The organism is Salinactinospora qingdaonensis (assembly GCF_039539445.1).
Lineage (GTDB): Bacteria > Actinomycetota > Actinomycetes > Streptosporangiales > Streptosporangiaceae > Salinactinospora > Salinactinospora qingdaonensis.
This window is the reverse complement of sequence record NZ_BAABDD010000004.1, coordinates 165941-191489: the sequence shown is the minus strand read 5'-3', so window position 1 is coordinate 191489 and position 25549 is coordinate 165941. Positions and strand designations below refer to the sequence as shown.

The following is a 25549-nucleotide window of genomic DNA, read 5'->3' as shown; positions in this document are numbered from 1 at the left end:
CGCGGACGGCGGCCCGAGCGCCTCCGCACACGGACGGTCGGCTGCCGGCCCCGCAGGCCGTCAGCCGTTCTCGCGAGAGCGATCGAACCCCCACCACACGTGCTCCTTCGGGTCACGAATCCCATCGATACGCATCCGAAATCACTATGAGTTCAACATAGTAACTCGCAGTGATAATGACTGAAAGTAACGTGGGCGGCTATTCGCGATCCGGCACTCCATGCGCGGCTTCGATTGTTACCACCGCTGAGCCGGGGTTTCTCCCTATGAACCTCCGGAACCGACACACCCCACTCGCACGACTCGCCCGATAGCGCCGACATCGAAACGCCTGACCAGGGGAGGAGCTCGCTGCTGCCTGGGGCGTGGAAGCAGGAGGCCATCGGGCGGGAGTCGGCGAGACACCACGGGCAACAGCAGCATCAAAACAGAGAAAAGGGAGATAACATCTGAACACGGAGAGTCTCCTCGATACGCTACGTAGCCAGCTATATCGACCACGCACGCGACCGGCTCCCCTCCTGTCTTCGCCGCGCCTACCAGCGCGCACGGCTCTTGGCAGGCTCCGGCCGCCCAGGGCCGAACATGCCGGTGCGGCCAAGGGAACCCACTTCTCGACGCCCCGCCACACCCCCGGCCGCGTACCACCGGCGATCGGGACATCCGCTGCTTCGGAGGTCACCGTGGCGACCGCACAGCAGTTCCTCGACGCACCGCCGGCGTGCGCCTTCTTCCTGCCGGCCGCACGCAGCGATATCTCCGCGGACCACCTGTGCCGCCCCCGCGTCGCGCTCGACCTCGCCGCCAAGGCGGCCGACGCGCTCTACCCGTGGACCGGCTATCTGCCCCAGGCTCGGCGGGAGATTGTCGCCGAGGCCCGCGCGCCGGCGGTCAGCATGCTCGCCGCTGCCGTGTTCGACACCGAGGAGAGCGATTGGTGGTGCGCCGGTACCACGAGCCGACCAACTGTGGAACGACAGCAACCAGGACGGCTCCCCACCGCGCCCACACGGGGTGGGAGCGCTACGCGCAACGCCCGCTGAACTGGCTCGTTACCTCCAGCGTGTTCGGCGACCACCCCGAAGACAACGGGCAGTACGCGGCGCTGGCGAACCAGACCGGCGATTGGGCCCCCGACGTCCCACTGCCGCGACAACGCCTGACGGTAGCCCCCACGGCCCGTGTCTACGAGATCACCGGCACCGAAGAGTGGCACGCCCTGTGCGTGCGCTTCCCACTCCCGAAAGCACGCCTCCCCACGACCTGCCGGAAGGCGTGGCCTTGAACGCTGTGCCCGACTGGTCGGCCATGGCCCGCGACTGGGACGGCGTGCACCTGACATTCGCCGGCTTACTGAGCGCTTACCACGTTCATCTCACCCGGCAGGGGTGGACGAGCACCCTGTGGACGTGGGAGACCGAGCAAACCCTCTGGCTGCGTGACGTCTTCACCCACCGCCGGGAACCTCCGCCCCTCACCGACCTCCCCACGGACATCCCAGAGCACGACCACCTCCACCTGCGTGCCACGCCGGTATAGCCTCGCGCCCCTGGCGCTGATGGCCCCGGACGAGGCGCCGGGGCCATCAGCGGCGAAGCCGGTCGGCGCGGGGTGGCCCGAAGGCTAGCGGGTGTAGGTCACCGGTTCACCACAGTTGGCGGCAGAGTTGGACGCCGGGCCGAAGTCGCTCGGAGCGGAGACGACCGAACCGTGGCACACCTGGACGACCACGCGGTCGATCGATGCCGACCAGTCGGACCAGGCATCGGGGGTGAGGGTGAACGAGAACGAGTCCGCGCCGGTCGTGGCGCGGCTCTCGGTGTCGATGACGCGCTCTTGACGGTAGGCGGTGAACGAGGCCACGGCCGTTGGGGCGACGAAGAATTGGCAGGCGCCGGGGTTGGTGAGAGCGAGCGTGCCGTCGACCTCCACGACGGGCTGCTCGGGCGGGTGGGTGGCGCGCCAGGTCAGCGTGCCCTCGGTGACACTGCGCAGACAACTGTCGGCATGGCCGGCGCGGAACGGCTGCTGGATATCGGGGTGGGCGGCCATGGCGGGGGTGGGCACGGCCAGGATCGCGGCGGCGGCAGCGAGCATGGTCGTCACCGCCCGCCGGGGGCGGCGGGAGGAGCTGACGAAACGCAAGGACGGGTCTCCTTCACGGGGATGGGCGAACGCCTGGGCGGGGACGAATCGGATGGCGGTACAGACGACTGGTGCCGGCCGTCAGTACAGGACGAGGTCGTCAGGCGCGGAACCAGTGGCGGTGAAGCCGAAGGAGACCGAGCCGCCGGGCGGGATCGTGCCGTTGAAGTCCCCCAGCGGAGTGCAGGTCACATGGGGGCCGGACTGGGAACACTCGCTGTTCCAGTTGTGGGTGAGCTGCTGGTCGCCGGGGAAGTCCCACTCGACGGTCCAGTCCTCCAGCGAGCCTCCACCGGCGCAGGAGATGGTGATCTGGGCGCTGAAGCCGCTCGCCCATACGGCGGTGGCCTCGTAGTCGGCCGAGCAGCCCGAGCGGTCAAGCGCGCCGGGCTGCTGGAGCGGCCCGGCGGCGGCAGTGGGGGCCGCGGCCAGCAGCAGTCCGGTGGCCAGCGCCGCTGTCATGGCACTGGCCTGGCTTTTTCGAGGGCGGGGAAGGGGTCTCACTGTGGTGCTCCGTATCTTTGTGGGGGATGGTTCGCATCCATGCGGGGAGAGTAGACGCGATATGGGAGCGCTCCCAGATGGGGTATGTTACATGGCTCACTCGCCGTGGGTAAACGAACCACCACGCCAGGTTCGTGTCACCGGCGTGCGGAGCAGCCGATTTCAGGCGCCTCTGCGCGCGGGAGCAACGGTTGCGTACCGGTAACCGCCCCCACCCCACGGCGAGGGTGTGCGTACTGGTCGGCACGGACGGCCTCGGCTGAGGGACTCCGGACTGACCGCTGAAGGCGTGGCCCCAACCGGCCGCCCAGCGGTTACCGCCTCCTCACCGCCAAGCCACGCCGCTGCGGCAGCCCTCGTCAGGGGGCACGGCTATGGTGCTCCAACAGCCGGGCGAGGAGCAGGACGAGCTGGTCGCGCTCCTCGGTGGACAGCGGAGCGAGCAGTTCGTCTTGAAGGCTCTCCAACAGCTCGTCGAGCTGGTGGAGAGCCTGGATACCCGCCTCGGTAATGGTGACGACGTTGCGGCGCCGGTCCTCGGGGTCGGGGGTCCGCCGGACCATCTCCCGCTGGGCGAGCTCGTTGACCGTGGCCACGACGTCGCTGCGGTCCATGCCGCATCGGCGCCCTAGCACCGCCTGGCTGGCCGGCCCGAACTCCTCCAACGTGGCCAGCAGCGCGTAGTGGTACCGGCGGGCGTCAGCGCCGGCGAGGCCCTGGGTGACGAGCCGCTGGGCGTGGGTGGCGACCTGGGTGAGCAGCCGGCTGGGGAGGGCGCGCAGCCGGGCCGGAGTGTCCTCAAAGGCGGAAGCCATAACAGCCAGTCTAGAAGGTTGTTGGTGACACCCACGATCTCATATTGTTGGCAGTACCAACGTTGGCAACGCCAACAAAATCGGCGCAGTGCGCCCCCGGTGACCACCGCCCCCTGGAGCAGCCTTGACCAGCACCACCTCCCACGAGACCTCCCACGAGCGCGTGCAGCGCCTCGCCGACCGCGCGGACCTCATCGACCTCCTCACCCGGCAAGGCCGGTGGCTCGACGAGAAACGGTTCGACGAATCGCGCACCATCTTCACCGAAGACGTCATCGGCGACTTCCCCTCCGGCCAGCTCCACGGCGTCGACCAACTGACCGAGCGAGCCCGCCGCAACCACGCCGAGTTCGACCGCACGCAGCACCTGACCACCAACCACCTCATCGACCTCGCCGGCGACCACGCCACGGTCACCGCCCAACTGGTCGCCGTCTTCACCCGGCACGCCACGACCGCCGCCCCCGAATTCGCTCTCGGAGAGCAGTACCGGTTCGAGGCCGTACGCACCCCGCAGGGCTGGCGGTTCTCTCGGCTCCAAATGCGCCTGCACTGGCGCGTTGACACCGCTACCCCCGAACCCGACACATAAAGGACCGCTCCACTCACGGTCCGCCACCACAGGGGAGCCGCTGCCGCGGCCCCCACGCGGTCCCACCGGCACCGCTACGCCGCCGCGCGCAGTGGCTAGGAGCACTGCGCGGCCCCTCATTGCTCGGCCGCGCCCACCTCAAGGCGTTGCCGCTGGGGAACCACCGTGTACGTGGGGTCGCGCGCGGAGTCCACCCCCGCCTGGAAGATCGCGAATCGGGTACACGCCGACCCGGCCAGCAGCGCCACCCCTGCCACTGCGGCCACCGCCCTACTGCGCTGCCCCACCAGCGCGCCCGCCGCGGCCCCGCCGAGACTCAGCGCCGTCGCCGCCCGAAGCAGCCGGCCACCACGCCCCCGCTCATAGGGCTCGGCGAGCATCCCCATCCGCGCCCGCATCCGCTCGGCCGCCGCCACCTCCAACCCCGCACCGAGCACCGCCGCGCGCCGCGCCGGCGCCGCCTGCCGCACCGGCGCCGCGATCATCCCCATCCCCGCCGCCGCGGCAGCCCCCGACCCCACGAAGACGAACGGCATCTCCCGATACCCGTCGTGCCAGGCCGGAACCGCCGTATCGCACACCAGCGGCGCCGTGTAGGCCGCCACCGCCGGACCGACCACCCCAGCGCCGACCGTGGCCGCTCGGCCCACCGGCCGCAGCCGGCCGGTGACGTCGCAGGCCGCCGCCGCACCGGCCATCGGGCCATAGGTGGCCAGCAGCCACGAGCCCACACTCATCGGCGATGTCGGCTTCACCACGCGCAGCATGTTGAGGAACCGCTCGGGCCGCCCGAGATCGTGGATCAGCGCGGCGACCGACCCCGACACCGCGCCGAGCGCGGTGACCTTCATAGCCCGCGCCAACGCCGGACGCCCGGTCAGCTCGGCGCCCCCAGCCAGCACCGAGGAAGCGCCGGCCAATCCGCCCAGGAACAGGTAGCCGCCGATGTCGCGAGCCGACCACGGGATCTGGTTGAGGATCGGCCGGCCATAGTAGGAGCGGAACTCGGCCCGAGGCACGACGGGCCTGTCCCCACCGCGCCCACGACCGCGGCGGTGCGTAGCCGCCGAGCCGGTCACCGCCTCCCGGTCGGGCCGCTGCCCGCGCACACCCTCCTTGGTCACCTCCGAGGTGCTCAACGCCGCCTCCCCACAAACGTCGCCGCCAGGCCGGCGAGTAGCGTGAACGCGGCGACGCCGGCGTGCTTCCACATGTCGGGCAGCTCCCGTGTCGTCACGACCGGGTCCGGAGGCAGCCCGTAGACCTCCGGCTCGTCCAGCAGCAGGAAGAACGCGCCGTTGCCGCCCACCCCGTCGCCGGGGTCGGCGCCGTAGAGCCGAGCCGTCCCCACCCCCGCATCGTGCAACTGCGACAGGCGCCGGTCGGCGCGCTCGCGGAGCTCGTCAAGCTCGCCGTACTGGATGGAATCGGTCGGACACGCCTTGGCGCACGCCGGCTCCACCCCGTCGCCGATGCGGTCATAGCACAGCGTGCACTTCCAGACCCGGCCGTCGTCCTCGCGCTTGTCGATCACGCCGTAGGGACAGGCGGGAACGCAGTAGCCGCACCCGTTGCAGATGTCCTCCTGCACCACGACCGTGCCGTACTCGGTGCGAAACAGCGCCCCGGTGGGGCACACGTCCAGACACGCGGCGTGCGTGCAGTGCTTGCACACGTCCGAGGACATCAGCCAGCGGAACTCGCCGCGCTCGGCCTCGCCGGTCAGGTCGCCCGGACGTTCGAACCCGGGCATGCCCAAATCGACGGTCGGCGCCGGTGTGCCGGCCGGCCCGTCGGGCGAGGGCGGGCGCGCGACACCGGTCTCCTGCTCCCCCAGCGGCATGCGCTGCTCCACGAAGGACACGTGGCGCCATGTGTTGGCACCCAACCCGCCGCTGTTGTCATAGGACATGCCCAACAGGTCCACGCCATCCTCGGGGATGGCGTTCCATTCCTTGCACGCCACCTCGCATGCCTTGCATCCGATGCACACGCTGGTGTCGGTGAAGAACCCCATGCGCGGCGGATGGGCACCGTAGCCGGTGTCACCGGCCGGATCGCTCTCGTCGGTCTCCGGGGTGCCGGAGCGTTCGATGGTCACTGCTCACACCTCCGTGCCGGTTGCCTCGGTGATGCCCGCCAGCCGCCGGTACTCGTGCACCAGCGCGGGCCGGGCGGGGCCGCGCGGCCGGCGGCCCGGCCGAATGTCGGCGGTGAGGGCCTTGACTTCCTGGATATGCACATTGGGGTCAAGGGAGATCGAGGCCAGCTCGTTGGCCGCGTCACCGGTCACGTGCCCGTTGGGTCCCCAGTGGTAGGGCAGCCCGATCTGGTGGACGACCCGGCCCTGCACACGCAGCGGCACCATGCGGTCGGTGACCATCACCCGCGCCTCGACAGCGTTGCGGGCCGTGATGATCGTCGCCCACCCCTGGTGACGTAGCCCCCGCTCCCGCGCCAATTCGGGCGAGACCTCGCAGAAGAACTCCGGCTGCAACTCCGCCAGATAGGGCGTCCAGCGGCTCATCCCTCCGGCGGTGAAGTGCTCGGTGAGCCGGTAGGTCGTCACCACATACGGGTAGACTTCGCCGGCCGCGCCGTCGGGTGCGGGGTGGTAGCGGTTGAACTCTCCTGGGTAGACGAGCCGGGTCGGGTTGCGGTCCTGGCCGTAGAGCGCGTTGGCAAAAGGCGACTCCTGCGGCTCGTAGTGGGTGGGCATCGGGCCGTCGACCAGCCCCGACGGAGCGTACAGCCACCCTTTGCCGTCGGCCTGCATGATGAAGGCGTCCGTGCCGGACAGCGCGTCCACCCCCACCGCGTCCGTGGGCGGGCGGTAGTCGGGAGCCTTGTCCGCCTCGACGTCGGGGATATCGTGGCCCGTCCACCTGCCTTGCTCGGCATCCCACCACACCAGGGCCTTACGGTCGCTCCACGGCCGCCCCTCCGGATCGGCGGAGGCCCGGTTGTAGAGGACGCGCCGGTTCAACGGCCACGCCCACCCCCACTCGGCGGCCACCCAGTCCTGCTCGCCGCCCGGTGTGCGCCGCGCCGCCTGGTTCACACCGTCGGCGTAGACGCCGCAGTAGATCCAACAGCCGCACGAGGTCGAGCCGTCGTCGCGCAGTTGGGTGTAGGAGGAGAGGTGCTCGCCGTCGCCGTCGTAGCCGTTGATCTCGGCCAGCACCGCCGCCGCGCTGGGCTCGTCGCCGTGCTCCAGCGGGTAGTCCCAGGTGAGGTCGAGGATAGGGCGGTCCATCGGGTCGGTGGAGCCGGCCAGCTTCTCCCGGATGCGCCGCCCCAGGTGGTACATGAACCACAGATCGCTGCGGGCGTCGCCCCGGGGGGCTACGGCGGCGTCGTGCCACTGCAACACCCGGTTGGTGTTGGTGAAGCACCCGGACTTCTCGGTGTGCGACGCGGCGGGGAAGAAGAACACCTCCGTGGCGATGTCCTCGGTGCGCAGTTCCCCTGACTCGATCTCGGGGCCGTCCTTCCACCACGTGGCGCTTTCGATCAGGGAGAAGTCGCGCACCACCAGCCAGTCGAGGTTGGCCATCCCCAGCCGTTGCGCCTTGGCGTTGGCCGACCCCACCGCGGGGTTCTCTCCCATGAGGAAGTAGCCCTTGCAGCGGCCCTCGATCTGCTCGATCACCGTGTCGTAGGTGCCGTGCGAGCCGGTCAGGCGCGGCAGGTAGCCGAACCCGAACTCGTTGTCGGCGGTCGCCGCCTCCCCCCACCACGCTTTGAGCAGGCTAACCACGTAGGAGCGCATGTTCGCCCAGTAGCCCTTGTCGGCGGCGTCACCGGCCACGAAGTCGGCCAGCCCCTCGTGGGCGTGGGCGTGCGGCATCGGGATGTAGCCCGGAAGCAGGTTGAACAGGGTGGGGATATCGCTGGAGCCCTGGATGCTGGCGTGGCCGCGCAACGCCTGGATACCGCCCCCGGGGCGGCCGATATTGCCCAGCAGCAGTTGCAAGATCGAGGCGGCGCGGATGTACTGCGCCCCCACGGTGTGCTGAGTCCAGCCCACCGCATAGGCGAACGCGCTGGTGCGTTCGGGGCCAGAGTTACGGGTGAGATGGTCGCAGACCTCACGGAACTGCTCCTGGGAAATCCCGCAGACGTCGGCGACGGCCTCAGGCGTGTAGCGCGCGAAGTGGCGCTTGAGGAGCTGGAACACGCACCGCGGATGGCGCAGCGTCTCGTCGGTGCGGGGCTCGCCTCGCACCACGGCGCCGCCCGAGCCATGCTGCTCGGCACACGCCGACTTGGCGACCCTGCGCCGGCGGTCCTCGAACTGCTGCTCGCGCTTGCCGGAAGCAGCGGGCACCCGCATCCCCTCGTACTGCCAACTCGTCACGTCATAGCTGCGGCCCTCCTCGTCGAAACCGGAAAACAGCCCGTCGAGGTCCTCGGTGTCGGCGAACTCCTCGGAGACGATCGTGGCGGCGTTGGTGTAGGCCAAGACGTAGTCGCGGAAGTACTTCTCCTCGGTGAGAACGTGGTTGATGAGCCCACCGAGGAAAGCGATGTCGCTACCGGCGCGGATAGGCACGTGCAGATCCGACAGGGCGCTGGTGCGAGTGAACCGCGGGTCGACGTGGATCACGACCGCGCCGCGGGCCTTGGCCGCCATGACCCACTGGAACCCCACCGGATGGCACTCGGCGTAGTTGGAGCCCTCGATGACGATGCAGTCGGAGTGCTGCTGATCCTGCATGAACGTCGTGGCGCCGCCCCGGCCGAAGGAGGTGCCCAGACCGGCGACCGTGGCGCTATGGCACACCCGGGCCTGGTTCTCGACCTGGACCACACCCAGCGCGGTCAACAGCTTCTTGATGAGGTAGTTCTCCTCGTTGTCCAGGGTCGCCCCGCCCAGGCTGGCGATCCCCATGGTGCGGGCGACGTACCTGCCGTCGTGCTCCCACTCCCACGTTTGGCGGCGGGTGGCCACGACCCGGTCGGCCACCATGTCCATCGCGGTGTCGAGGTCGAGCTCCTGCCACTCGCGCCCATACGGCGAACGGTAGAGGACGGTGTGGCGGCGCGCCGACCCGGTGGTGAGCTGGAGGCTGGCCGCGCCCTTGGGGCACAGCCGCCCCCGGTTGACAGGAGAGTCGGGGTTGCCCTCGATCTGGACCACCTCGTCGTCACGGACATAGACCCGCTGCGAGCAGCCCACAGCACAGTAGGGGCACACCGAGGTGACGGTCCGGTCGGCGGTCGCGGTGCGCGGGCGTAACTCCTCGCTACGGCGCGACTTGGCCGCCGCCCCGCGCCCGCTCGGGTCCCCGTCGCGCCACTGCCGGTACACCGGCCACGACTCGATCCACGTACGTACCCCCACAGGCCAGCCCCCTCCTCGCACGCGCCAGGCAAGAAACGGCGCCGCTAACCGGTGCCTGCGTACTGAAACGGCGGCGCGCATGCCCCGGGGAGGCCACTACCGGCCACGCCCCCGCTCGTCCCGCGATTGGGAGGAGCCCCTGGAGCGGCTATGTCAGCGGCGGGTGTCCTGGCCGCCGTCGGCGCTCTCGCCCAACCGGCTCGGGTCGGGCGCCAGCCGCCCGGCGACGACAAGCCCGTAGAGCACGTGGTCGGCGGCCACAACAAAGCGGGCCGCCACCCGAGGCTGGCTGGCGGAGCGCACCCCCAACAGCGGAGCCACCCCTGCCTCGAAGGTCAACCACACGGCCAGCCCGTAGGCGGGACCGGTCCACGGGTGCGCCCGTAGCCGTGGCGGGAGCGTCCCGAACACGACGCCCCCCACAGTGCCGTAGCACCAGTGCACCAGCTCGGTCAGTGCCGTGCGGTGCCGCTCGGCCAACCGCTGTACCCGTTCCGGGCCGCGGTGGTGCACGATCGCCTCCGGTGGGCTGCGCTCCAGCAACCCCACATTCGCGGTCACCGTACGCACCCCGGTCATCGCCATGGCTGCCACCAGCCCTCGCGCCCCGGCACGCACGATTCGCCACCGACTCCGGACAGCCACACCCACCCCCTCTTTGCTCGCTCGCGGGCGCGACTACCCCCCGGTAGTGGGCGAAAACCCCGCTGGCCACCGGCACCGCCGAGACCCCACGGCGGCCAGATCTTCCGCTTTCGCGGCCCTCGCCACCAAGAGCGACCACCGGACAGGGGCCGGCGAAACCCCCACCCGGCGCGTCATCGGGCTGCGTGCGGGCAGTAGGGGGCGTATGAGGATTGGATTCAAGCTATTCGCCGAGGGGTTCTCGCCGACCGAACTGGTGCGCCAAGCAGTGCGCGCCGAGGGGGCGGGGTTCGACTTCGTGGAGATCAGCGACCACTACCATCCCTGGTTCCACGGTCAGGGACACTCTGGTTTCGTGTGGTCGATCCTGGCCGCCATCGCCGCCCGCACCAGCCGCATCGAACTCACCACCGGTGTCACGTGCCCGATGATCCGCTACCATCCCGCGATCGTCGCCCAGGCTGCCGCGACCACCGCTTTGCTGTCACAGGGACGGTTCAACCTCGGCGTCGGCTCGGGGGAACGCCTCAACGAGCATGTCGTCGCCGCCGGCTGGCCAGACATCGGCCTGCGCCACGAGATGCTGCGCGAAGCGGTGGAGATCATCCGGCTGCTATGGCAAGGCGGCTACCAGTCCTACCGAGGACGCCACCTGGCTCTGGAGGACGCGCGGGTATTCGACCTGCCGGAGGAGCCGCCCGCGATCCTCGTCGCCGCCGGCGGCCCCAACGCCGCCCGCATCGCCGCGGAACTGGGGGATGGCCTGTTCGTCACCGAACCCAACCCCGAACTCACGAAGAGCTACACCCACGCCGGCGGCGCCGGCCCCCAGTACGCCGAAGTTCCGCTGGCCTGGGCCACCACTGAGAAAGCTGCGCTGGCCTCAGCACGGGAGAGGTTCCGGTTCGCCCTCACCGGCTGGAAGGTGCAGAGCGAACTTCCCAACCCGGTCAACTTCGAGGCGGCCACGTCGCTGGTCACCGAAGAGAACATGGCCGAGAACTTCGGCGCCGGCCCGGATGTCGACCGCCACCTCGCGGTGGTTCGACAGTTCGTCGACACCGGCTGCGACCATCTGGCTCTCGTCGACGCCGGCCCCGACGTGGACGGGTTCTTCGACTTCTTCACCGAGGAACTCGCCAAACCCATCCGCGAACTCGCCGCCGCCTGAACCGACACCGAGGAAGGCGCCGGCACCCCCGACAGCGCCGAGGCACAGCCACGACCGCCCGACAAGAGTCCAGCGACCAGCGGTTGGCCTGGCCGAACCATCGCACGGGGTTCTGCCGCGCGGGTTCTTACTCGGCTGTCTTTCTTCCGCCGGCGGCCGCGAAGGCCTGTTCGGCGGCGTCGATCTCGGTGAGTTGCTTGAGGATTTCTCCCGGCGAAGCCTCGCCGACGACTTTTTGCAGCAGAGGCGTGTGGTCGAGGATCAGGTCGCGGACGACTTGGAGGGGCCGCGGTGCGTGGTGGAAAACCTTGCCGAGGATGAAGGCCTGCTGGGACTGGCGTGCGGTGTGGGGTTTCCGCGGGGTCTCGTAGGCGTGGAGCGCGCGGCGGACGGCGGCGTGGTCGCGAAGGTCCACCCCGGCCAGGTGGCGGCCGATGAAGTAGCCGTCTTCGGTGGCCATTCCGGCGCCGTAGGCGGCGTAGGGGGACGTGGGGTGGACAGCGTCCCCGGCCATCGTGACGCGGCCCTTGGACCACTGCTTCAGGGGTTTGCGGTCGCGCAACTGCCAGCGTTGGACGTCGGCGGGATCGGTGGCGGCGATCAGTTCGGGCAAAGGGGAGGGAAACTCGCTGCCCAGGGCGGTGGCGGTGGCGTGCAGATCGGCGGTGAATTCCTGGCTGGCGTCGTGGGCGGTCAGAACCCACCACTGGAAGCCGTCGCGGCCCTTGTGGCGGATGGAGGTCCAAGCCCCCTGGGTGGTGCGGCTGTGGGTGAGGATGCACCGGCCTTGCTGGGCCGTTTCGATGTCGGAATCGAGGACGAACCCGCCGAAGATGTGCAGGTTGTGCTCGCGTTTGGGGGTAGCGCCCCACAGGGTGCGGCGCACCATGGAGTCGATACCGTCGGCACCGATCAGGACGTCACATTCGTGGACGTCGCCGTCGGCCAGGTGCAGGCGCACCCCTGTTTCGTCCTGGTCGAAGCTGTCGACACGGCGGTTGACCTGAAGGACGCCGGGTGGAAGGGCGTCCAGGAGCCGCTCGTACAGGGCGGGGCGCAACAGCCCCACGAAGCCGCCGCCGTACTCGCGGACGATGTCGTCAGGCAGGTTGACGGCCACCCGACGGTGGCCGGCCAGGTTGCGGAACTCGGTGTAGCAGGGCGAGCCGATGTCGTCGATGTCGACACCCATCAGCCCCAGCGCCTTGATGGGCGGCGGCCACAGGTTGAGGATGTTGCCGGCCGCGCGGGCCTGCGGGTAGCGCTCCAACAGGACAACGTCGTGGCCGGCCTGGTGGACGGACAGGGCGGTGGCCATCCCGGCCGGTCCGGCGCCGATGACGGCGACTCGACCGCGTCTGATGGGTGCCATGGGGTCCTCCTGGGGTGTGTGGTGTGAACAAGGCGGCGGGCTGACCGCATCGGGTGAGGGACCGGTCCAGCCCAACGTCGGTGCGCCCGACGAGGGTCAGTCCGCCCGACGCGCGTCGTAAACGGCCGTTTCGGGCGTCCCGTCGGTCATGCGGGCGGTGCGCTCCAGGAAGTCGCGGGTGTGCGGATGCTCCAGATGGGCCTTCAGGGTGGTGTGGTCGGCCCAGATCTCCAGGCTGATGACCGTGTCGTCGTCGATCGAGCCGAAAAAGCCGTAGGAGACGCAGCCGTCGTCGGCGCGTGTCGCATCGGCCATGGCGCGGGCGGCTTGCAGGAACTCCGCCCGCCTGTCGGGCAGCGGGCGGCCCTTGCCGATCACGATCACCATGGCAACTCCCCAAAAAATTTAGTGTCCACTAATGTTTCAAGTGATCATGTAGCCTGCGTCACACACTTGTCAACCCTGCGACCTCACGGGAGACCGCTGGTACGCGACAATGACAGCCATGACACCTCAGAACGCCCCGGCTGACGCCGACCTGCACATCCGCCCGCCGCGGCAGGCGCGCAGCCGCCGGGTATGGACGCGGATTCTCGACGCCGGTGTGGCGATCATTGAGGAGGGTGGCTACGAGGCGTTCACCATCGCCGCGGTCTGCGAACGCGCCAACGTCGCGCCGCCGACCGTCTATGCCCGCGTCGACACCAAAGACGCCCTGTTCCTAGCCGTCTACGAGCACGGCATGGCCCGCGTCATGGCCGACGAGGTCGGTCTCGCCGACTCCCCCCGGTGGGCCGAACTGACCTGCGAGCAACTCATCTGCGAGGCGGTCGCCGAACTCGCCCGGGTTTTCCTGCGCAACGCCGGTTTCCTCGGTGCCGTCATCCTCGTCTCCGGCAGCCACCCCGAGGTCAAACGGCGCGGCTCGATGCACGCGCACCGCCTCGGCGACGCCTTCACCACCGTCCTGCTCCGCGCCCGCGACGAGATCGCCCACCCCGACCCACACACCGCCGTCCGCGCCTGCTACGACACCCTCTTTTCGACCCTCGTGCTGCGCGTCGCCTACGGTCCCGGCTTCGCCGTCGCCGAGACCGACGACGCGACCTTTACCGCACACCTCGCCGACATCGCCGTGCGCTACCTGCTGCACGGCCAAGGGCCGACACGGCCGGCATGACCGACAGCCGGATTCATCGAACTGGGTGAGCCTGCCGGCGCCTGAAGCGGCGGGTATTGCCCAGTTGCCGCTGTGGCCACGATGGCCGGTGAAACCGTTGCGACCGGGTCGCGGCCTATCGGGCCGCCACGGGGGCGACCTGCCCGCTGCCGGGGAAGACTGGCGCGCGCCGAAGGCGAGGAGTACTTCGGCGCGGGTCTTCACGGCGGCTGTGGCCCCGTCTTCCTTGACGCTCCAATGGCACCGGATTCGGCGGCACGCAGGATACGGCGGAAGGTGGGGCACTCCATGTGACTCGGTGCGGGACAAGAGGCAGCGTGCCGGAGGGACTCGCGGAGGACGCTGAGTTTGCGGATCGTCGCGTCCAACTCTTCCGCCTTGGCCACGAGCATCTGCCGGTCGATACGCGGCTGTCCGTCCGGCGCGAACATGCGCGCGATCTCGTCGAGCGAGAAACCGGCAGTGCGCCCCAGGGCGATCAGCGCCAGCCGTTCCAGCACGCCGGGATCGAACTGACGGCGCAGGCCCCGCCGCCCGGTCGAGGCGATCAGCCCCTTTTCCTCATAGAACCGCAGCGTCGAGACGGGAACGCCAGAGCGTCGCGCCACCTCGCCAATGTCCAACTCTGCCATCAGCTTGACCTCAAGTCGACTTGAGGTAGGACAGTCTCATCTGTACCCAGTGAAGGCAAACACAGGAGATGGCCGACCATGGACATCACGCGCAAGACCGACGACGAACAAAGGGCGCGGTGGAACGGCCCCGCCGGACACGCCTGGGTGGAGGCCCAGGCAGTGCTGGACGACATGTTCAAACCCTTCGAAGACCTGCTGGTCGAAACGGTCTCTTCCGGAAACGGAATCCGAGTGCTCGATGTGGGCTGTGGTACGGGCGGCACAACGGTGGCCGCCGCGCGGCGGCTCGGCGGGGAAGGACGCTGCGTCGGCATCGACATCTCCGAGCCGATGATCGCCGCCGCCCACGCGCGTGCCGAACGGGAGGGAGCGCAGGCCCGCTTCATCCACGCCAACGCGCAAGAGCACGTGTTCGAGCCCGCTACCTTCGACACGATCATCTCGCGCTTCGGCGTCATGTTCTTCGGCGACCCCGTCCGAGCTTTCGCGAACCTACGCCGCGCTGCACGGGACGGCGCCGAACTCAGGTTCGTCGCTTGGCGCGGTGCGGCGGAGAACCCGTTCATGACGACGGCCGAACGCGCCGCGGCGCCGTTGCTGTCGAATCTCCCCACCCGCGATCCGGACGAGCCAGGGCAGTTTGCCTTCGCGGACCCGGTCAGGGTCGAACGCATCCTGGGGGAGAGCGGTTGGGGCGAGATCGAGATCCGGCCGGTCGACGTGGCGTGCACCTTGCCTGAGAGGGAACTGGTGCGCTACTTCACCCGGCTCGGCCCGCTCGGCCTGGTCCTGGACGAGACGGATGAGGGGACCCGCGCGCGGATCATCGAAACGGTCCGGGCCGCGTTCGAGCCCTACGTACACGACACGCAGGTCCATTTCACCGCGGCCTGCTGGATGGTCAGCGCCCGCGCGTCGTCCACCTAAGCCCGAGAGCAAGCCGATGCCTCACGGTCAAACGATCAAGAGCTCGACCCTCGAGGATGAGAACCAGGCTCTGTGCTGGGAAAACGTGTGGGCGTACCAGGATTTGAACCTGGGGCCTCATCCTTATCAGCGGAACTTCCCGCGTCCAGCCGGGCCGTCACACTTGCCCGAAGACCGTGCTTACTCCAGGTCGGAAGGGAGACCGGTGTCCGCGCCCTGCCGTGTGATGACGGCGTGTTCCGGGTGCTGTCACGGTCAAACCACGGTCAAGGGAGTCGGGCCTGACCCATGGGGTACTCGCGCAGACGCACGGGCAACGACGGCACGCCACGCTTCACGGCCTACTACGTCGACATCAAAGGCAGAGAACGCTCCGCCGGAACCTTCACCTCGGAAAAGGACGCCGACAAGGCGTGGCAGCGCGCCGAAGCCAAAGTCGCCGAAGGCCGCATCACGAGCCCAAAACGGGGCCGACAGCGTTTCGGCGACTACGTACTCAAGACGTGGCTGCCCAACCACATTTTCGAAGCCATCACCCGGCAGAACACCACCTATATGATCCACAAATATCTCATCCCCGAGTTCGGCGGGATGCGAATGAACGAAATCCTGCCCGGACACGTTCAAGAGTGGGTGCGCCAATGCCAAGAGAAAAAACTCGCCGCATCCACGATCCAACGCATGGTGACCGTCCTCAGCGCCATCTTCTCCACCGCGCTCTACAACCAGATCATCTTCATCCACCCCTGCAAAGGAGTGAAACTCCCCCGCGTGGGCTCCAAACCCCTCACCATCATCACCCCCGAGCAGTACCTGGATTTCCTCAAAGAATTCGAGGGCGACCTCTTCAAACTCCTCGTCGACACCGAGATCCAGTCCGGCCTTCGCTGGGGAGAACTCACCGAACTGCGCCCCAAGGACCTCGACACTAAAACCTGCATCCTGACGGTCAGCCGCGCCGTGGTGAAAGTGAAACCGGAGTTCCACCCCGACGGGGGAAGGTTCCTCGTCAAGGAATACCCCAAAGACGGGGAGTACCGTCGCATCAAGCTCGGCCGGCCCTTGGTCACCCGGATTGAAGCCTTCATACAGTCGCGGGGGATCGGCTCGGAGGATCTGCTCTTCGAGATGCCCACGCAGGAGGCCCCGCCGGTGAGAGGGGTCCCCGACCATGAGGATCTCGGGCTGACCGCCCCCAACGAGCGTGGCCGCCGCTACAGGCACGGCACCCTCACCGCCTACTGCAACGGCAAATGCCGATGCGACTACTGCAGGGCCGCCTACGCCCATTACCGCGCCGAGCGCCGCCGCCTAGGCAAGGACGCCCCGCGACGCCGACGCCGCCAGGTCGAGACCGACGGCCACATCCCCGCCGACTGGTTCCGCAAACAGATCTGGCACCCCGCCCGGAAACGCGCCGGCCTGCCCACGGGCATCACACCCCGGAGCCTGCGCCACGCCCACGCCTCGTGGATCCTCGCCGGCGGCGCCGACCTGCAAGTCGTCAAAGAACGCCTCGGCCACGGCTCCATCACCACCACCGAGAAGTACCTGCACACCCTGCCCGACGCCGACAACACCGCTGTCGCCGCCTTCGACGCCATCCTCTCCCGCCAAAAACAGCCCGCCACCGACCTCTACGCCATCAGCTAGAACAAGCCGGCGACACCCGATCGCCAACCACGGCGGCATCGCCACCCCGCGAGGAACACCGAGGCTGAGCCCTAACCATCACAGCGGACACACCTGACAACATCAACTACTCTAGGTAATCAAATCCAACCAAAAAGCAATCAACCGGAGCCGCAAAATGCGGCTCCGGCCTACTTTTGCCACAACCTCACACCAAACCAATCCGGAGCCTTGAAAGTTTGAAAGTCCACCGTGGAACAGCTCCTGCCCTTTCAACGGGGACGGCTTCCGAGAAGCCGTGGACACTCGCCGACGCGGTCCGGGTCCTGTACGTGTACGGCGCGCTTCAACGGGGACGGCTTCCGAGAAGCCGTGGACACCTGTCGCGGCGGGTACGCACCGCCCCGAAATCGTCCCTTCAACGGGGACGGCTTCCGAGAAGCCGTGGACACGGTGGGGTTGGGCGTGTTGTTGCTGACCAGCACGTCCCTTCAACGGGGACGGCTTCCGAGAAGCCGTGGACACGGGCGCCAGACCTTCGAGGACTTCGTCGCCGAGATCGCTTCAACGGGGACGGCTTCCGAGAAGCCGTGGACACGGGATCTGGCGGGACCCTAGCGATCCGGGGGGCGGAGCTTCAACGGGGACGGCTTCCGAGAAGCCGTGGACACGGGCGCGCTGATCGAGGACATGGGGCGCGTCGTGGCGCTTCAACGGGGACGGCTTCCGAGAAGCCGTGGACACGAGGGCACCGGGCTGGCCGCCGGCGACATCCGCCAGGCTTCAACGGGGACGGCTTCCGAGAAGCCGTGGACACATGAGGGCGGGAGATGCTGCGGCATCGTTGTGCCACGCGCTTCAACGGGGACGGCTTCCGAGAAGCCGTGGACACGTGTCGTATGGTCCTCTCTGATCACCTCCTTCTCGCTTCAACGGGGACGGCTTCCGAGAAGCCGTGGACACCCGGTCCAAGTCCACGTGCTCACCTCCGATAAGTGCTTCAACGGGGACGGCTTCCGAGAAGCCGTGGACACAGTCCTGGATGGGCTTTAGCACGGCCTTGATAGACACTGCTTCAACGGGGACGGCTTCCGAGAAGCCGTGGACACCATGTCCACGCCGAGCGAGTCGCAGGCAGCGGCGATGCTTCAACGGGGACGTCTTCCGAGAAGCCGTGGACACGTCCGCTTCTGGGACGTCTACCCCCGCCGCAAAGACGCTTCAACGGGGACGGCTTCCGAGAAGCCGTGGACACACTGGGACTGGAGGGTGTCATACACCCTCATTCCCGGCTTCAACGGGGACGGCTTCCGAGAAGCCGTGGACACCAGGATCGCTGGGCGGCGCGACTCCGACAGTGGGGTGGCTTCAACGGGGACGGCTTCCGAGAAGCCGTGGACACGCTTTTTGACGTGGGATGATGCGTTTTCTGGGGTGCCGACCGACCCGCAGGGTGGTGTGTTTTGCGCGGTTTGTGGGGTTTTGTGCTTGGGAACCTCCCCGGGATTGCATGGGCACTTGGGGTTCGCGCGAGCCTGGATGGGCGTGTGGAGTTATCAAAGAGCATAGTTGTGGGGCTGTCGGTTTAGGTGATGTGCAGGGCGATGCGGTCACGTGGAACGGACGGCTCAGGTCTGGCGACAGTGTCGTGGGGAGTAGGGCGGAGAGCGGGGTGTTCGACAAGGACCTGAACCGCAGCAAGGTCGAGAGGTAGGCGCCAGACGGGCCAAGCCATGATCCTTCGACGCCCGAGGCACCATATTCCACGCAGTGTGAGCAGGTGCTCCGTGGGATGGAGCTTTATCTCGGACCGTATCGACGCGCTGACGGAGCTGACCTTGATCGTGAGGCCCATATCCGCATCAATTTGATCAAAACGATGCACCACCGGCGCCTTCTTCTGCTGTGGGATCGTCTTTGGCCGCGATTTCCCCGGCGAGCTGGTCGCGGTACCACAGCAGCGCGTTACGCCATTTGGGGTGCGGGAACTCGTTGGCGAACGTGGAGCCGATATCGTGTCGGAACCACTTGTTCAGCTTCCGTTCCGGCACGTCCTCGGCGAGGATGTCGTCGATCTCCGCCAGCGCCAGACTGGCGTTCTCTCGCGGGCCTTCCTGCACGAACGCGCGGATCACCTCCTCCCGGCTGGAGTAGTCGAGATCCCAATCCTGGTGGAAATACCCTTCGAAGAGTAGGTCCAGGCCCTTGGCCACCGACACCGGCGTCCTCACCTCCTGTTCTCAGCGCTGGGCTTCACCGGATAAGCAGTGTGGATACGGTAACCGTCCGGCGCGTTCGGGTCTTTTCCGCAAAACCACGGTGACGTGTCGCGCGTCGTACTTCCTTACCGTCCGCCCGCACCTACCTCCCGACCTTCCCACCAGCGGGCTTTTGCTCCAGGGTCAGCGAGTCCTGGTCGGAGCCCTCCGCCAGCCGCTTCTGCACCGCTGCGTTATTGTCCCCCAGAACTTTCCCCATTGGCTCGCGCGGCGGTGCCCCTGCTCAGCCTCGTCTGTGCGGCCGTCCTGCTCCAGCAATTCTCCGAGGCCACGGCCTGACTTCAACCTCGCCTGGCGGCTGCTTCTCGGCTGGCCAGGGCGGATCGGACCTGCTGTTCCCGGAACTACTCGAAGGTGTCGGCGACCAGGGTCTTCCGGTCCCCTGCCCTCGCCGTGCCGGTCGACCGCGCAACCGACGTCGTTGAAGGACCACAGGATGGAGCCCTGGCATTCGAAGGAACAGAAACCCGCGGCTCGTGGGGTCAGCACCCTCGACGCCCTCGACGTCCTCGACCGCGTCTCGGCAACTGCGACCGCAGACCTCGACGTCTACATGGCGAATCCAGGAGTGCCCCACCATCCGCAGATAGTCGAGAAACGCCCGCGGAGGCTGCGCGTGGGGCTGTCCGGCCAAAAGTTCAGCGATCTCGGCCTCACCACCTCCCCGAACCGGCCCTTCGACAAGCACATCCGCGGCGAGCAGACGCCCGACCAACCGGGAAACGCCCATCCCCATCGCCTCACCTTTGGTTCATGTAGTCCGGTCGCTGACCGCCCTCGGCGGTCCCCGTAGCGGCCGGTCGCCGAAACGACGTAGTCCTCCCCGGTATCGCGGCAGACCCAAGCCATCCGCACATCACCCCTGGAGGGAGGTGTCTGCAGTGTCTGATTCACGGCCCACGCCGTTGACCTGACCCACGCACAAGACAGGCCGGGGCTCTCAGGCCAAGAGATCAGGGGGTGAGAGCGGCGTAGACCTGGGCGGTGTGTTCCGGGGAGACACGCAGCGGGTCGTTGCCGAGGCGGATGAGGGTGCCCGTCCCGTGGGGCTCGATGGTTGTGGGGCGGGAAGTTGGTCCGGTGAGATCGACAGTGGTGTGGCGCGGTAGGTCAGCCAGCCCACGATGGCGCTTCCGGTGGCGGGATGCTGAATGTCGCCTATGGCGTCGTCGTAGAAGGTCGCCCAGTCGGGCTCCCAGGCGTTGATGACGGTGGCCATCATGCTGTGGACGAGGTCGGGTGCGTAGAGATCGCGTGCTTTGTCGCCGGGGGGCAGGTCGAGCAGGAACCGGTTCTTCATCCGGCCGGCCAGCCGCTCCGCCCCGCACGACACGCTCAGCGCCACCCCGGGCTCTTGGCCGTTCCACAGGCCGATCCGGAAGCCGCGCTCGCTCGTGGCGGGATCCTCTGCTCCGCTGGCTTTCGAACCGTGCAGCAGCGCTTCGCGGACCGCACCATGCTCGGGAGCGAGGATCGGCATCGCCATGGCCTCTTCCCGGCTGTCGCCTTGCCCCTGCCAGCCGCGCAGCAGCGGATGGAGCCCGGCCAGCTCGCTCATGCAGACGGTGAACCGCACAGCACACCAGTCCACATCCTCCCGACGCGCGCCCCAATAGGCCCCCAGGACAAACGACCCGCTCATGCTCCAGCTCCCTGCCGAGGTGGGGCTGCTCTCCCAGAGATCACCCGACGTTTCCCTTGGCAGCGGCCCACCACGTTCCTTTTCGGCTCTAGGAGCCCTGTGCACGGACGGAGGCGACGAAGTCGTTCGCGGCCCGGCGCAGCTGCTCTTCGTCCAGATCGGTGGACTCCCGGATCTCAGGATCGGAGCAGTAGGAGTCCACCGCCCAGAACAGCTCGTTGACATCGTGGTAGAAGGCTCCGAACGTCCGCTTCTCAGACTTGAACATCACCAGAAAGAGCGCTTCGAAGCACGCCGGCGTCATCTCCCCCGCACCGAAGCGCTTACACAACTCCACGTAGGGGCCAACAGGAGCCGACATCAAAGATCCCCCGTGCTCGTGACGTGGCGTAGCTGATCGGGACTGAGCTCCCAACCGCTCACGAAGTTCCCATCCTTACCGACGATGACATTGACACCGGGACGGCCTTTGGGAAGCAATGGACACGCGGCCCTCCATGACGTAGCCATGCGGGCACGCCATGCTTCAACGGGGACGGCTTCTCGGAAGCCGTGGACACCTAGGACCGTCGACCGGGCGGGCCGCTGAACCCCTGCTTCAACGGGGACGGCTTCTCGGAAGCCGTGGACACAGGCCACATGGGAGCCGATCATCTCCCGCGAAACGTGGGCTTCAACGGGGACGGCTTCTCGGAAGCCGTGGACACCCGGCGACATCTTCACTGATGACCCGCACCCCGGCGCTTCAACGGGGACGGCTTCTCGGAAGCCGTGGACACTGGCCCTCGGAGATGAGGCGGGTGTATGCCTGCCCGCTTCAACGGGGACGGCTTCTCGGAAGCCGTGGACACCCGCGACACCATCCAGATTGCGGGCAGGATAAGCAGCGCTTCAACGGGGACGGCTTCTCGGAAGCCGTGGACACCCTCGGCTCGCACTCGTTCGGCTGGGGTATCAGCGAGCTTCAACGGGGACGGCTTCTCGGAAGCCGTGGACACCACGCTGCTCGACGCGAACCGGCGGATGCTGCGGGGCTTCAACGGGGACGGCTTCTCGGAAGCCGTGGACACATGGAGGCCGCACTCACCGGTAACGCCGAGGACCTCGCTTCAACGGGGACGGCTTCTCGGAAGCCGTGGACACCTCGACTTTCCGGAGGACCCGAGCTTGGTCTACCTGGGCTTCAACGGGGACGGCTTCTCGGAAGCCGTGGACACGCCCCAGTACGGGTAAGATGTCCGTGGGATTGAGTTGCTTCAACGGGGACGGCTTCTCGGAAGCCGTGGACACGCTTCTTGACGTGGGGCGATGCGTTTTCTGGGATGTCGACTGGCCCGTAATGCGGTGCGTTTTGCGTGGTTTGTAGGTTTTTGTGCTTAGGAACCTCCCGGGGATTGCGTGGGCACTTGGGGTTCGCGCGAGCCGGGAGAGGGTGTGTGGAGTTATCAAGGAGCACGGCCGCGGGGAGTCGGGGGGAGTCGGTGGGTTAGATGGTGTGGAAGGCGATACGGGGAGAGGAGAGGCGGATTTACTGTCAAGGGTAGGAAAAGGCTCGGCAGCAGCCATAGTGGCTATGGCAAGGAGTGCGTGCGATGCGGTTGCGTAGCGGAGTGTTTCACGGTGCTCGATATAGGCGCCAAGGTGGTCTCTTTTGGAGGAGGGCGTCCATCAAGATCCGCCTGCTGCCCTCAAAGTCCATAAGGCTTGCGAACGGCGATGGTCTCGACTCCAGGTGTAACTACATTCGGCTTTCCGTGGCTAGATTCCTTTCATACCAGGACCGACAAGGAAGAAGCAGAATCCCGCTTCATAGCGATAAAGGGAAACCCAATTTATCTACCGACCCCTCCGCGAATGTCAACCGTCATTTTTACTGGATAACCGACTGAGCAGCGAGGTTACGCCATGAGCGCTTTGGCTGGCCTCATTTTCTTGATGATTAGAACTAGACTGCGAGATGGGCTGTTGAGGCGTGCGTGCGGTGATTGTTTTGAACAGGTTCATGGGAACCTGGCATTCTGTGGCTAACGTACGTTCTTCTACACCAGCTTCCTGTTGCAGAAGCCGAACTGCTCCGGGCAAGAGCGATGGCTGCTCCAGAAGTGGCATGGTGCCTGGTTCTCGGCGACGCCAACCGCGTGCGGAGACGGTACTCATGGCATTGCGGTAGGTCACATCACGCATCGCTCCCAGCCGTCGGGCCCGGTAGAGCAAAGCTTGAAGGCTAACGTTCCAGTACTGCTTGAGTTGGCCGAAGCGCTGCCAATCAGCTCGACTGGGTAGAAAGTCTTTGATTTGGGCTGCGGGCATCAGCAGTTCGGCTGCGAAGCGGTTAGCCTGCTCTTCTGCGACACGCCCTCCCGGATCTGCGTCGAGATGCATCACAAGATGGCCGAGTTCGTGAGCCACATCGAAGCGCTGCCGATAGTAGTCGTCTTTTAACGGATTGAGCAGGATGATGGGACGTTCTGGCGTATCAAAAGAGTAGGCATCGACGGCGGCTGTCGCAGTCGGGCTGAACACGACCAAACCGCCGTGGTTCTCTACCAGGCGGACCAGGTGCCCGATGGGTCCTGCTGGTAGATCCCATTCCTTTCGCAAGAGCTGGGCTGCCTGTTCAGGAGCGTCGTTATCGGCCTCATCGACTGCCACCGGACAGACAGGCAACGCTCGCCGGGGAAATTCGACATGGCGTTCGATGACGGTAGCCACATCAACAGCGAGTTGACCATAGGCATGGGCTTGATCACGGGCAATCTGACTCGTCGAGCGCAACGACCGAAAATGTGGGGGGGTACCCAACCTGGGTAGGTCCCGAGGCCGAGCCAGGAAAAATCCCGGCTCGACTTCCAAAACCAGCGCTAACTGGGCCACCGTTGCCGGAGCCGGCCGCTTAGCACCGTTTTCATAGGCCGCAATAGCGGTCGGGCTCTTCTCGATAAGACCGGCCAGCTTATTCTTACGCAGACCAGCCAGGTTACGCGCCAGTGTCAGACGTCCCCCGTCAAAGAACGCGGCGACATCATCGAGTCTGCTGCTCATCCGTGATCACGCGCACGTTTCGCCGGATCTGAGCCAGCAGGACGCAGGCGAACCGGAGCATCGGCAACTTCGGAGGGGGTAGTTGGCATCGGTGCAAAAGGCTCGTCCCCCACCTGGCCGCGGCCATCTTCGGGCGACAAACCAAGCAGATCGTGACGCCAGTGCCAAGCTGGTCCACCGTCCACGTTCCACCGTGGCCGCCCCAGAAACAGCTGGGTCTGCCCGGTGATGATGTCAGCGCTATGGGCCAGAACCAGCGTCTCGCGAAACTCTTCGAGACTGAACGCTGCCGTCATCCCCCCGAGTTCTTCCAATTCCTCTACGGAGAACAAGGCATCCTCCTCGGGGTAGGGCTGCTGGGCTACACGCTGCTTAGTGAAGCTTTTGGTGGGCCAGCGGATTTCGTCGATCTTGTCGAACTTGAAGGAGGCTCGCAGCCAACGCCACCGTCCAGAGCGCCAACCTTGGGAGCCGTTTGCATCATCACGAACCACCTGCCCCGAGGGCAACAGCCAACGCTCCAACTGCTCATCGGTGTGGAGTCCCTCGTAGAGCACATCGCTCCCGCCCTCAGGGGCATCAGGATCTGGTTCGAAGGGGCCACACTGGCACACTCGGTCGAGCCGGTCCACCATCACGTCGTAGGCGGCTGTTCCAATGGAGCTGTTCTTGTAGCCAGCTTCGCGGGAAAGATCGGCGAGCACGCGCCGGTAGGTCGATCGCTGTGCCCAGGTTATCGCGTCCACTACGCCATCAGCGCTGAGGTCTTCGAGGACCTGCTCCTGCTCAGTCACAGGAGGAACATAGCAGATATCAGTAATCAGCGCGCGAAAGAAAACCTCTCGAACGTCTTCCAGTGATCAAAAACAACCGCACTGGGTTGTCGGTTTAGCAGTCACCTACCTTCGTAGCTACTCAAATGCCCTGTTCAGAGCGGTTTGCTGATCTTGCTTCGGTTCGGTGGACAGTGTCCGACTTGGAATAGTTTGCCCATCGAAGGGAGAGTTCATCGTGCCGAAGACCCGTCCGGCCTCCCCGCCGGAGTACCGCACCCAGATCCTGGAACTGGCGCGTGCGGGCCGCACCCCTGAGGAGTTGGCCGCCGAGTTCGAGCCCAGGTACGCGATGTGAGGCACTGGGGCAGCCCCACATCACCCCGCTACCGGATTCGGCCTCCGATTCCCTGTGGCCGCCGCCTCGTTAGACCTCGGTTTTCGTGGGGCCGCTTGGCCGCTTTCGGCGATGGTCTTGCGGCTTCGCGACCTGTCAGGGGTGGGTATCCACCCTTTGTCCTCCCGAGACGAAAGGACACCCCCGTGCAGTTCCACGATGTGTTCCCTCTGGCTGATGCCGACAACAGCGGTACTGCTGTGGCCGAGCCTCCAGCCACGGTCCGCCCCTTCGGCGTGCGTCATGCGGTGGACGTCCCCGCCGATCCCGAACAGACCGCCGAGACCGAGCGTGCCTACTACGATCCCCAACGTCAGATCTCCATGGTGGAGGTTGAGGGCGTGAGCGTGCCGATGATGAAGCGGCAAAGCGGCGAAACCACCACATCCACTAACTCCGACGACCGGCAGGCACCCGATGACGACACCGATGTTGGCCCCGCCAGCTAACA

The 25549-nt window shown here is 66.8% G+C and carries 24 protein-coding genes and 2 CRISPR repeat arrays; of the genes, 9 read left to right on the top strand and 15 right to left on the bottom strand.

Annotation, left to right across the window (positions count from 1 at the left end; genetic code table 11):
* Positions 1-683 precede the first annotated feature (683 nt).
* Positions 684-1043, top strand: a complete 360-nt coding sequence (locus tag ABD848_RS06270; RefSeq protein ID WP_344968298.1) for a hypothetical protein — start codon at positions 684-686, stop codon at positions 1041-1043.
* Positions 1044-1221: 178 nt separating this feature from the next.
* On the top strand, positions 1222-1539 hold the full coding sequence (locus tag ABD848_RS06265) for a hypothetical protein (RefSeq protein WP_344968296.1): 318 nt from the start codon (positions 1222-1224) through the stop codon (positions 1537-1539).
* Positions 1540-1623: 84 nt separating this feature from the next.
* On the opposite strand, the gene ABD848_RS06260 is transcribed toward ABD848_RS06265, so the two are convergent.
* The 3 genes from ABD848_RS06260 to ABD848_RS06250 form a co-directional block, all read right to left on the bottom strand.
* Complete coding sequence (locus ABD848_RS06260) at positions 1624-2145, bottom strand: hypothetical protein (RefSeq protein WP_344968294.1); 522 nt, start codon at positions 2143-2145, stop codon at positions 1624-1626.
* An 81-nt stretch (positions 2146-2226) separates the two neighbouring features.
* Complete coding sequence (locus ABD848_RS06255; protein WP_344968292.1) at positions 2227-2607, bottom strand: cellulose binding domain-containing protein; 381 nt, start codon at positions 2605-2607, stop codon at positions 2227-2229.
* 401 nt (positions 2608-3008) lie between these two features.
* Positions 3009-3464, bottom strand: a complete 456-nt coding sequence (locus ABD848_RS06250) for a MarR family winged helix-turn-helix transcriptional regulator (protein WP_344968290.1) — start codon at positions 3462-3464, stop codon at positions 3009-3011.
* A gap of 124 nt (positions 3465-3588) precedes the next feature.
* Between ABD848_RS06250 and ABD848_RS06245 the strand changes: the two genes are divergently transcribed.
* Positions 3589-4056 carry a nuclear transport factor 2 family protein gene (locus ABD848_RS06245; protein WP_344968288.1) on the top strand — a complete coding sequence of 156 codons (468 nt, stop codon included), beginning with the start codon at positions 3589-3591 and terminating at the stop codon, positions 4054-4056.
* A 116-nt stretch (positions 4057-4172) separates the two neighbouring features.
* On the opposite strand, the gene nrfD is transcribed toward ABD848_RS06245, so the two are convergent.
* The 4 genes from nrfD to ABD848_RS06225 all read right to left on the bottom strand — a co-directional run bounded on the left by nrfD (position 4173) and on the right by ABD848_RS06225 (position 10048).
* Positions 4173-5195, bottom strand: coding sequence for an NrfD/PsrC family molybdoenzyme membrane anchor subunit (gene nrfD, locus ABD848_RS06240; RefSeq protein ID WP_344968285.1), 1023 nt, complete (start codon positions 5193-5195; stop codon positions 4173-4175).
* Positions 5192-6073 carry a 4Fe-4S dicluster domain-containing protein gene (locus ABD848_RS06235; RefSeq protein WP_344968520.1) on the bottom strand — a complete coding sequence of 294 codons (882 nt, stop codon included), beginning with the start codon at positions 6071-6073 and terminating at the stop codon, positions 5192-5194. The genes nrfD and ABD848_RS06235 overlap by 4 nt, the downstream gene beginning before the upstream one ends.
* A gap of 87 nt (positions 6074-6160) precedes the next feature.
* A complete protein-coding gene (gene fdh / locus ABD848_RS06230; protein ID WP_344968283.1) occupies positions 6161-9403 on the bottom strand; it encodes a formate dehydrogenase in 3243 nt (1080 codons plus the stop codon).
* 153 nt (positions 9404-9556) lie between these two features.
* Complete coding sequence (locus ABD848_RS06225; protein ID WP_344968281.1) at positions 9557-10048, bottom strand: hypothetical protein; 492 nt, start codon at positions 10046-10048, stop codon at positions 9557-9559.
* Between the two features lie 205 nt (positions 10049-10253).
* Between ABD848_RS06225 and ABD848_RS06220 the strand changes: the two genes are divergently transcribed.
* Positions 10254-11219: a TIGR03557 family F420-dependent LLM class oxidoreductase gene (locus ABD848_RS06220; RefSeq protein WP_344968279.1), complete on the top strand. Its 966-nt coding sequence runs from the start codon at positions 10254-10256 to the stop codon at positions 11217-11219.
* A gap of 127 nt (positions 11220-11346) precedes the next feature.
* Here ABD848_RS06220 and ABD848_RS06215 read toward each other — a convergent pair whose 3' ends face one another.
* Both ABD848_RS06215 and ABD848_RS06210 read right to left on the bottom strand, forming a co-directional pair.
* Complete coding sequence (locus ABD848_RS06215) at positions 11347-12591, bottom strand: FAD-dependent oxidoreductase (RefSeq protein WP_344968277.1); 1245 nt, start codon at positions 12589-12591, stop codon at positions 11347-11349.
* A gap of 96 nt (positions 12592-12687) precedes the next feature.
* Positions 12688-12978 carry a putative quinol monooxygenase gene (locus ABD848_RS06210; protein ID WP_344968275.1) on the bottom strand — a complete coding sequence of 97 codons (291 nt, stop codon included), beginning with the start codon at positions 12976-12978 and terminating at the stop codon, positions 12688-12690.
* A 118-nt stretch (positions 12979-13096) separates the two neighbouring features.
* On the opposite strand from ABD848_RS06210, the gene ABD848_RS06205 reads away from it, so the two are divergent.
* Entirely contained in the window at positions 13097-13771 is a 675-nt protein-coding gene (locus ABD848_RS06205; protein ID WP_344968272.1) for a TetR/AcrR family transcriptional regulator, read from the top strand.
* Positions 13772-13971: 200 nt separating this feature from the next.
* On the opposite strand, the gene ABD848_RS06200 is transcribed toward ABD848_RS06205, so the two are convergent.
* Positions 13972-14403, bottom strand: coding sequence for a helix-turn-helix domain-containing protein (locus tag ABD848_RS06200; protein ID WP_344968270.1), 432 nt, complete (start codon positions 14401-14403; stop codon positions 13972-13974).
* Positions 14404-14481: 78 nt separating this feature from the next.
* Here ABD848_RS06200 and ABD848_RS06195 point away from each other — a divergent pair, with 78 nt between their 5' ends.
* Together ABD848_RS06195 and ABD848_RS06190 are read left to right on the top strand one after the other, a co-directional pair.
* Positions 14482-15333 (top strand): class I SAM-dependent methyltransferase, encoded by an 852-nt coding sequence (locus tag ABD848_RS06195; RefSeq protein WP_344968268.1) that lies wholly within the window; start codon positions 14482-14484, stop codon positions 15331-15333.
* 288 nt (positions 15334-15621) lie between these two features.
* Positions 15622-16986, top strand: a complete 1365-nt coding sequence (locus ABD848_RS06190) for a tyrosine-type recombinase/integrase (RefSeq protein WP_344968266.1) — start codon at positions 15622-15624, stop codon at positions 16984-16986.
* A 248-nt stretch (positions 16987-17234) separates the two neighbouring features.
* Positions 17235-18367: a CRISPR direct-repeat array (repeat unit 37 nt; unit sequence GCTTCAACGGGGACGGCTTCCGAGAAGCCGTGGACAC).
* A gap of 469 nt (positions 18368-18836) precedes the next feature.
* Here ABD848_RS06190 and ABD848_RS06185 read toward each other — a convergent pair.
* Positions 18837-19184, bottom strand: coding sequence for a contact-dependent growth inhibition system immunity protein (locus ABD848_RS06185; protein WP_344968265.1), 348 nt, complete (start codon positions 19182-19184; stop codon positions 18837-18839).
* A 496-nt stretch (positions 19185-19680) separates the two neighbouring features.
* Between ABD848_RS06185 and ABD848_RS06180 the strand changes: the two genes are divergently transcribed.
* Positions 19681-20037, top strand: a complete 357-nt coding sequence (locus ABD848_RS06180; RefSeq protein ID WP_344968264.1) for a hypothetical protein — start codon at positions 19681-19683, stop codon at positions 20035-20037.
* Positions 20038-20184: 147 nt separating this feature from the next.
* Here the strand turns inward: ABD848_RS06180 and ABD848_RS06175 are convergent, their stop codons facing one another.
* The 4 genes from ABD848_RS06175 to ABD848_RS06160 all read right to left on the bottom strand — a co-directional run bounded on the left by ABD848_RS06175 (position 20185) and on the right by ABD848_RS06160 (position 24722).
* The gene (locus ABD848_RS06175; protein ID WP_344968262.1) at positions 20185-20886 is read right to left on the bottom strand and encodes an Imm52 family immunity protein; all 702 of its coding nucleotides are present in this window, start codon (positions 20884-20886) and stop codon (positions 20185-20187) included.
* Positions 20887-20974: 88 nt separating this feature from the next.
* A complete protein-coding gene (locus ABD848_RS06170; protein ID WP_344968259.1) occupies positions 20975-21247 on the bottom strand; it encodes a colicin immunity domain-containing protein in 273 nt (90 codons plus the stop codon).
* Positions 21248-21409: 162 nt separating this feature from the next.
* Positions 21410-22176: direct repeats of the CRISPR family, unit length 37 nt; unit sequence GCTTCAACGGGGACGGCTTCTCGGAAGCCGTGGACAC.
* Between the two features lie 567 nt (positions 22177-22743).
* Positions 22744-23928: an XRE family transcriptional regulator gene (locus ABD848_RS06165; protein WP_344968257.1), complete on the bottom strand. Its 1185-nt coding sequence runs from the start codon at positions 23926-23928 to the stop codon at positions 22744-22746.
* Positions 23925-24722: a hypothetical protein gene (locus ABD848_RS06160; RefSeq protein WP_344968255.1), complete on the bottom strand. Its 798-nt coding sequence runs from the start codon at positions 24720-24722 to the stop codon at positions 23925-23927. The genes ABD848_RS06165 and ABD848_RS06160 overlap by 4 nt, the downstream gene beginning before the upstream one ends.
* Before the next feature lie 522 nt (positions 24723-25244).
* Here ABD848_RS06160 and tgmA point away from each other — a divergent pair.
* Positions 25245-25547, top strand: coding sequence for a putative ATP-grasp-modified RiPP (tgmA, locus tag ABD848_RS06155; RefSeq protein WP_344968253.1), 303 nt, complete (start codon positions 25245-25247; stop codon positions 25545-25547).
* Positions 25548-25549 lie beyond the last annotated feature (2 nt).

Bases quoted from the DNA above. Each gene is read 5' to 3' on its own strand.
- ABD848_RS06255 (WP_344968292.1), bottom strand. From the start codon at position 2,607: ATGACAGCGGCGCTGGCCACCGGACTGCTGCTGGCCGCGGCCCCCACT.
- ABD848_RS06250 (WP_344968290.1), bottom strand. From the start codon at position 3,464: ATGGCTTCCGCCTTTGAGGACACTCCGGCCCGGCTGCGCGCCCTCCCC.
- ABD848_RS06235 (WP_344968520.1), bottom strand. From the start codon at position 6,073: ATGGGGTTCTTCACCGACACCAGCGTGTGCATCGGATGCAAGGCATGC.
- ABD848_RS06220 (WP_344968279.1), top strand. From the start codon at position 10,254: ATGAGGATTGGATTCAAGCTATTCGCCGAGGGGTTCTCGCCGACCGAA.
- ABD848_RS06215 (WP_344968277.1), bottom strand. From the start codon at position 12,591: ATGGCACCCATCAGACGCGGTCGAGTCGCCGTCATCGGCGCCGGACCG.
- ABD848_RS06210 (WP_344968275.1), bottom strand. From the start codon at position 12,978: ATGGTGATCGTGATCGGCAAGGGCCGCCCGCTGCCCGACAGGCGGGCG.
- ABD848_RS06205 (WP_344968272.1), top strand. From the start codon at position 13,097: ATGACACCTCAGAACGCCCCGGCTGACGCCGACCTGCACATCCGCCCG.
- ABD848_RS06200 (WP_344968270.1), bottom strand. From the start codon at position 14,403: ATGGCAGAGTTGGACATTGGCGAGGTGGCGCGACGCTCTGGCGTTCCC.
- ABD848_RS06195 (WP_344968268.1), top strand. From the start codon at position 14,482: ATGGACATCACGCGCAAGACCGACGACGAACAAAGGGCGCGGTGGAAC.
- ABD848_RS06190 (WP_344968266.1), top strand. From the start codon at position 15,622: ATGGGGTACTCGCGCAGACGCACGGGCAACGACGGCACGCCACGCTTC.
- ABD848_RS06180 (WP_344968264.1), top strand. From the start codon at position 19,681: ATGGAGCCCTGGCATTCGAAGGAACAGAAACCCGCGGCTCGTGGGGTC.
- ABD848_RS06175 (WP_344968262.1), bottom strand. From the start codon at position 20,886: ATGAGCGGGTCGTTTGTCCTGGGGGCCTATTGGGGCGCGCGTCGGGAG.
- ABD848_RS06170 (WP_344968259.1), bottom strand. From the start codon at position 21,247: ATGTCGGCTCCTGTTGGCCCCTACGTGGAGTTGTGTAAGCGCTTCGGT.
- ABD848_RS06165 (WP_344968257.1), bottom strand. From the start codon at position 23,928: ATGAGCAGCAGACTCGATGATGTCGCCGCGTTCTTTGACGGGGGACGT.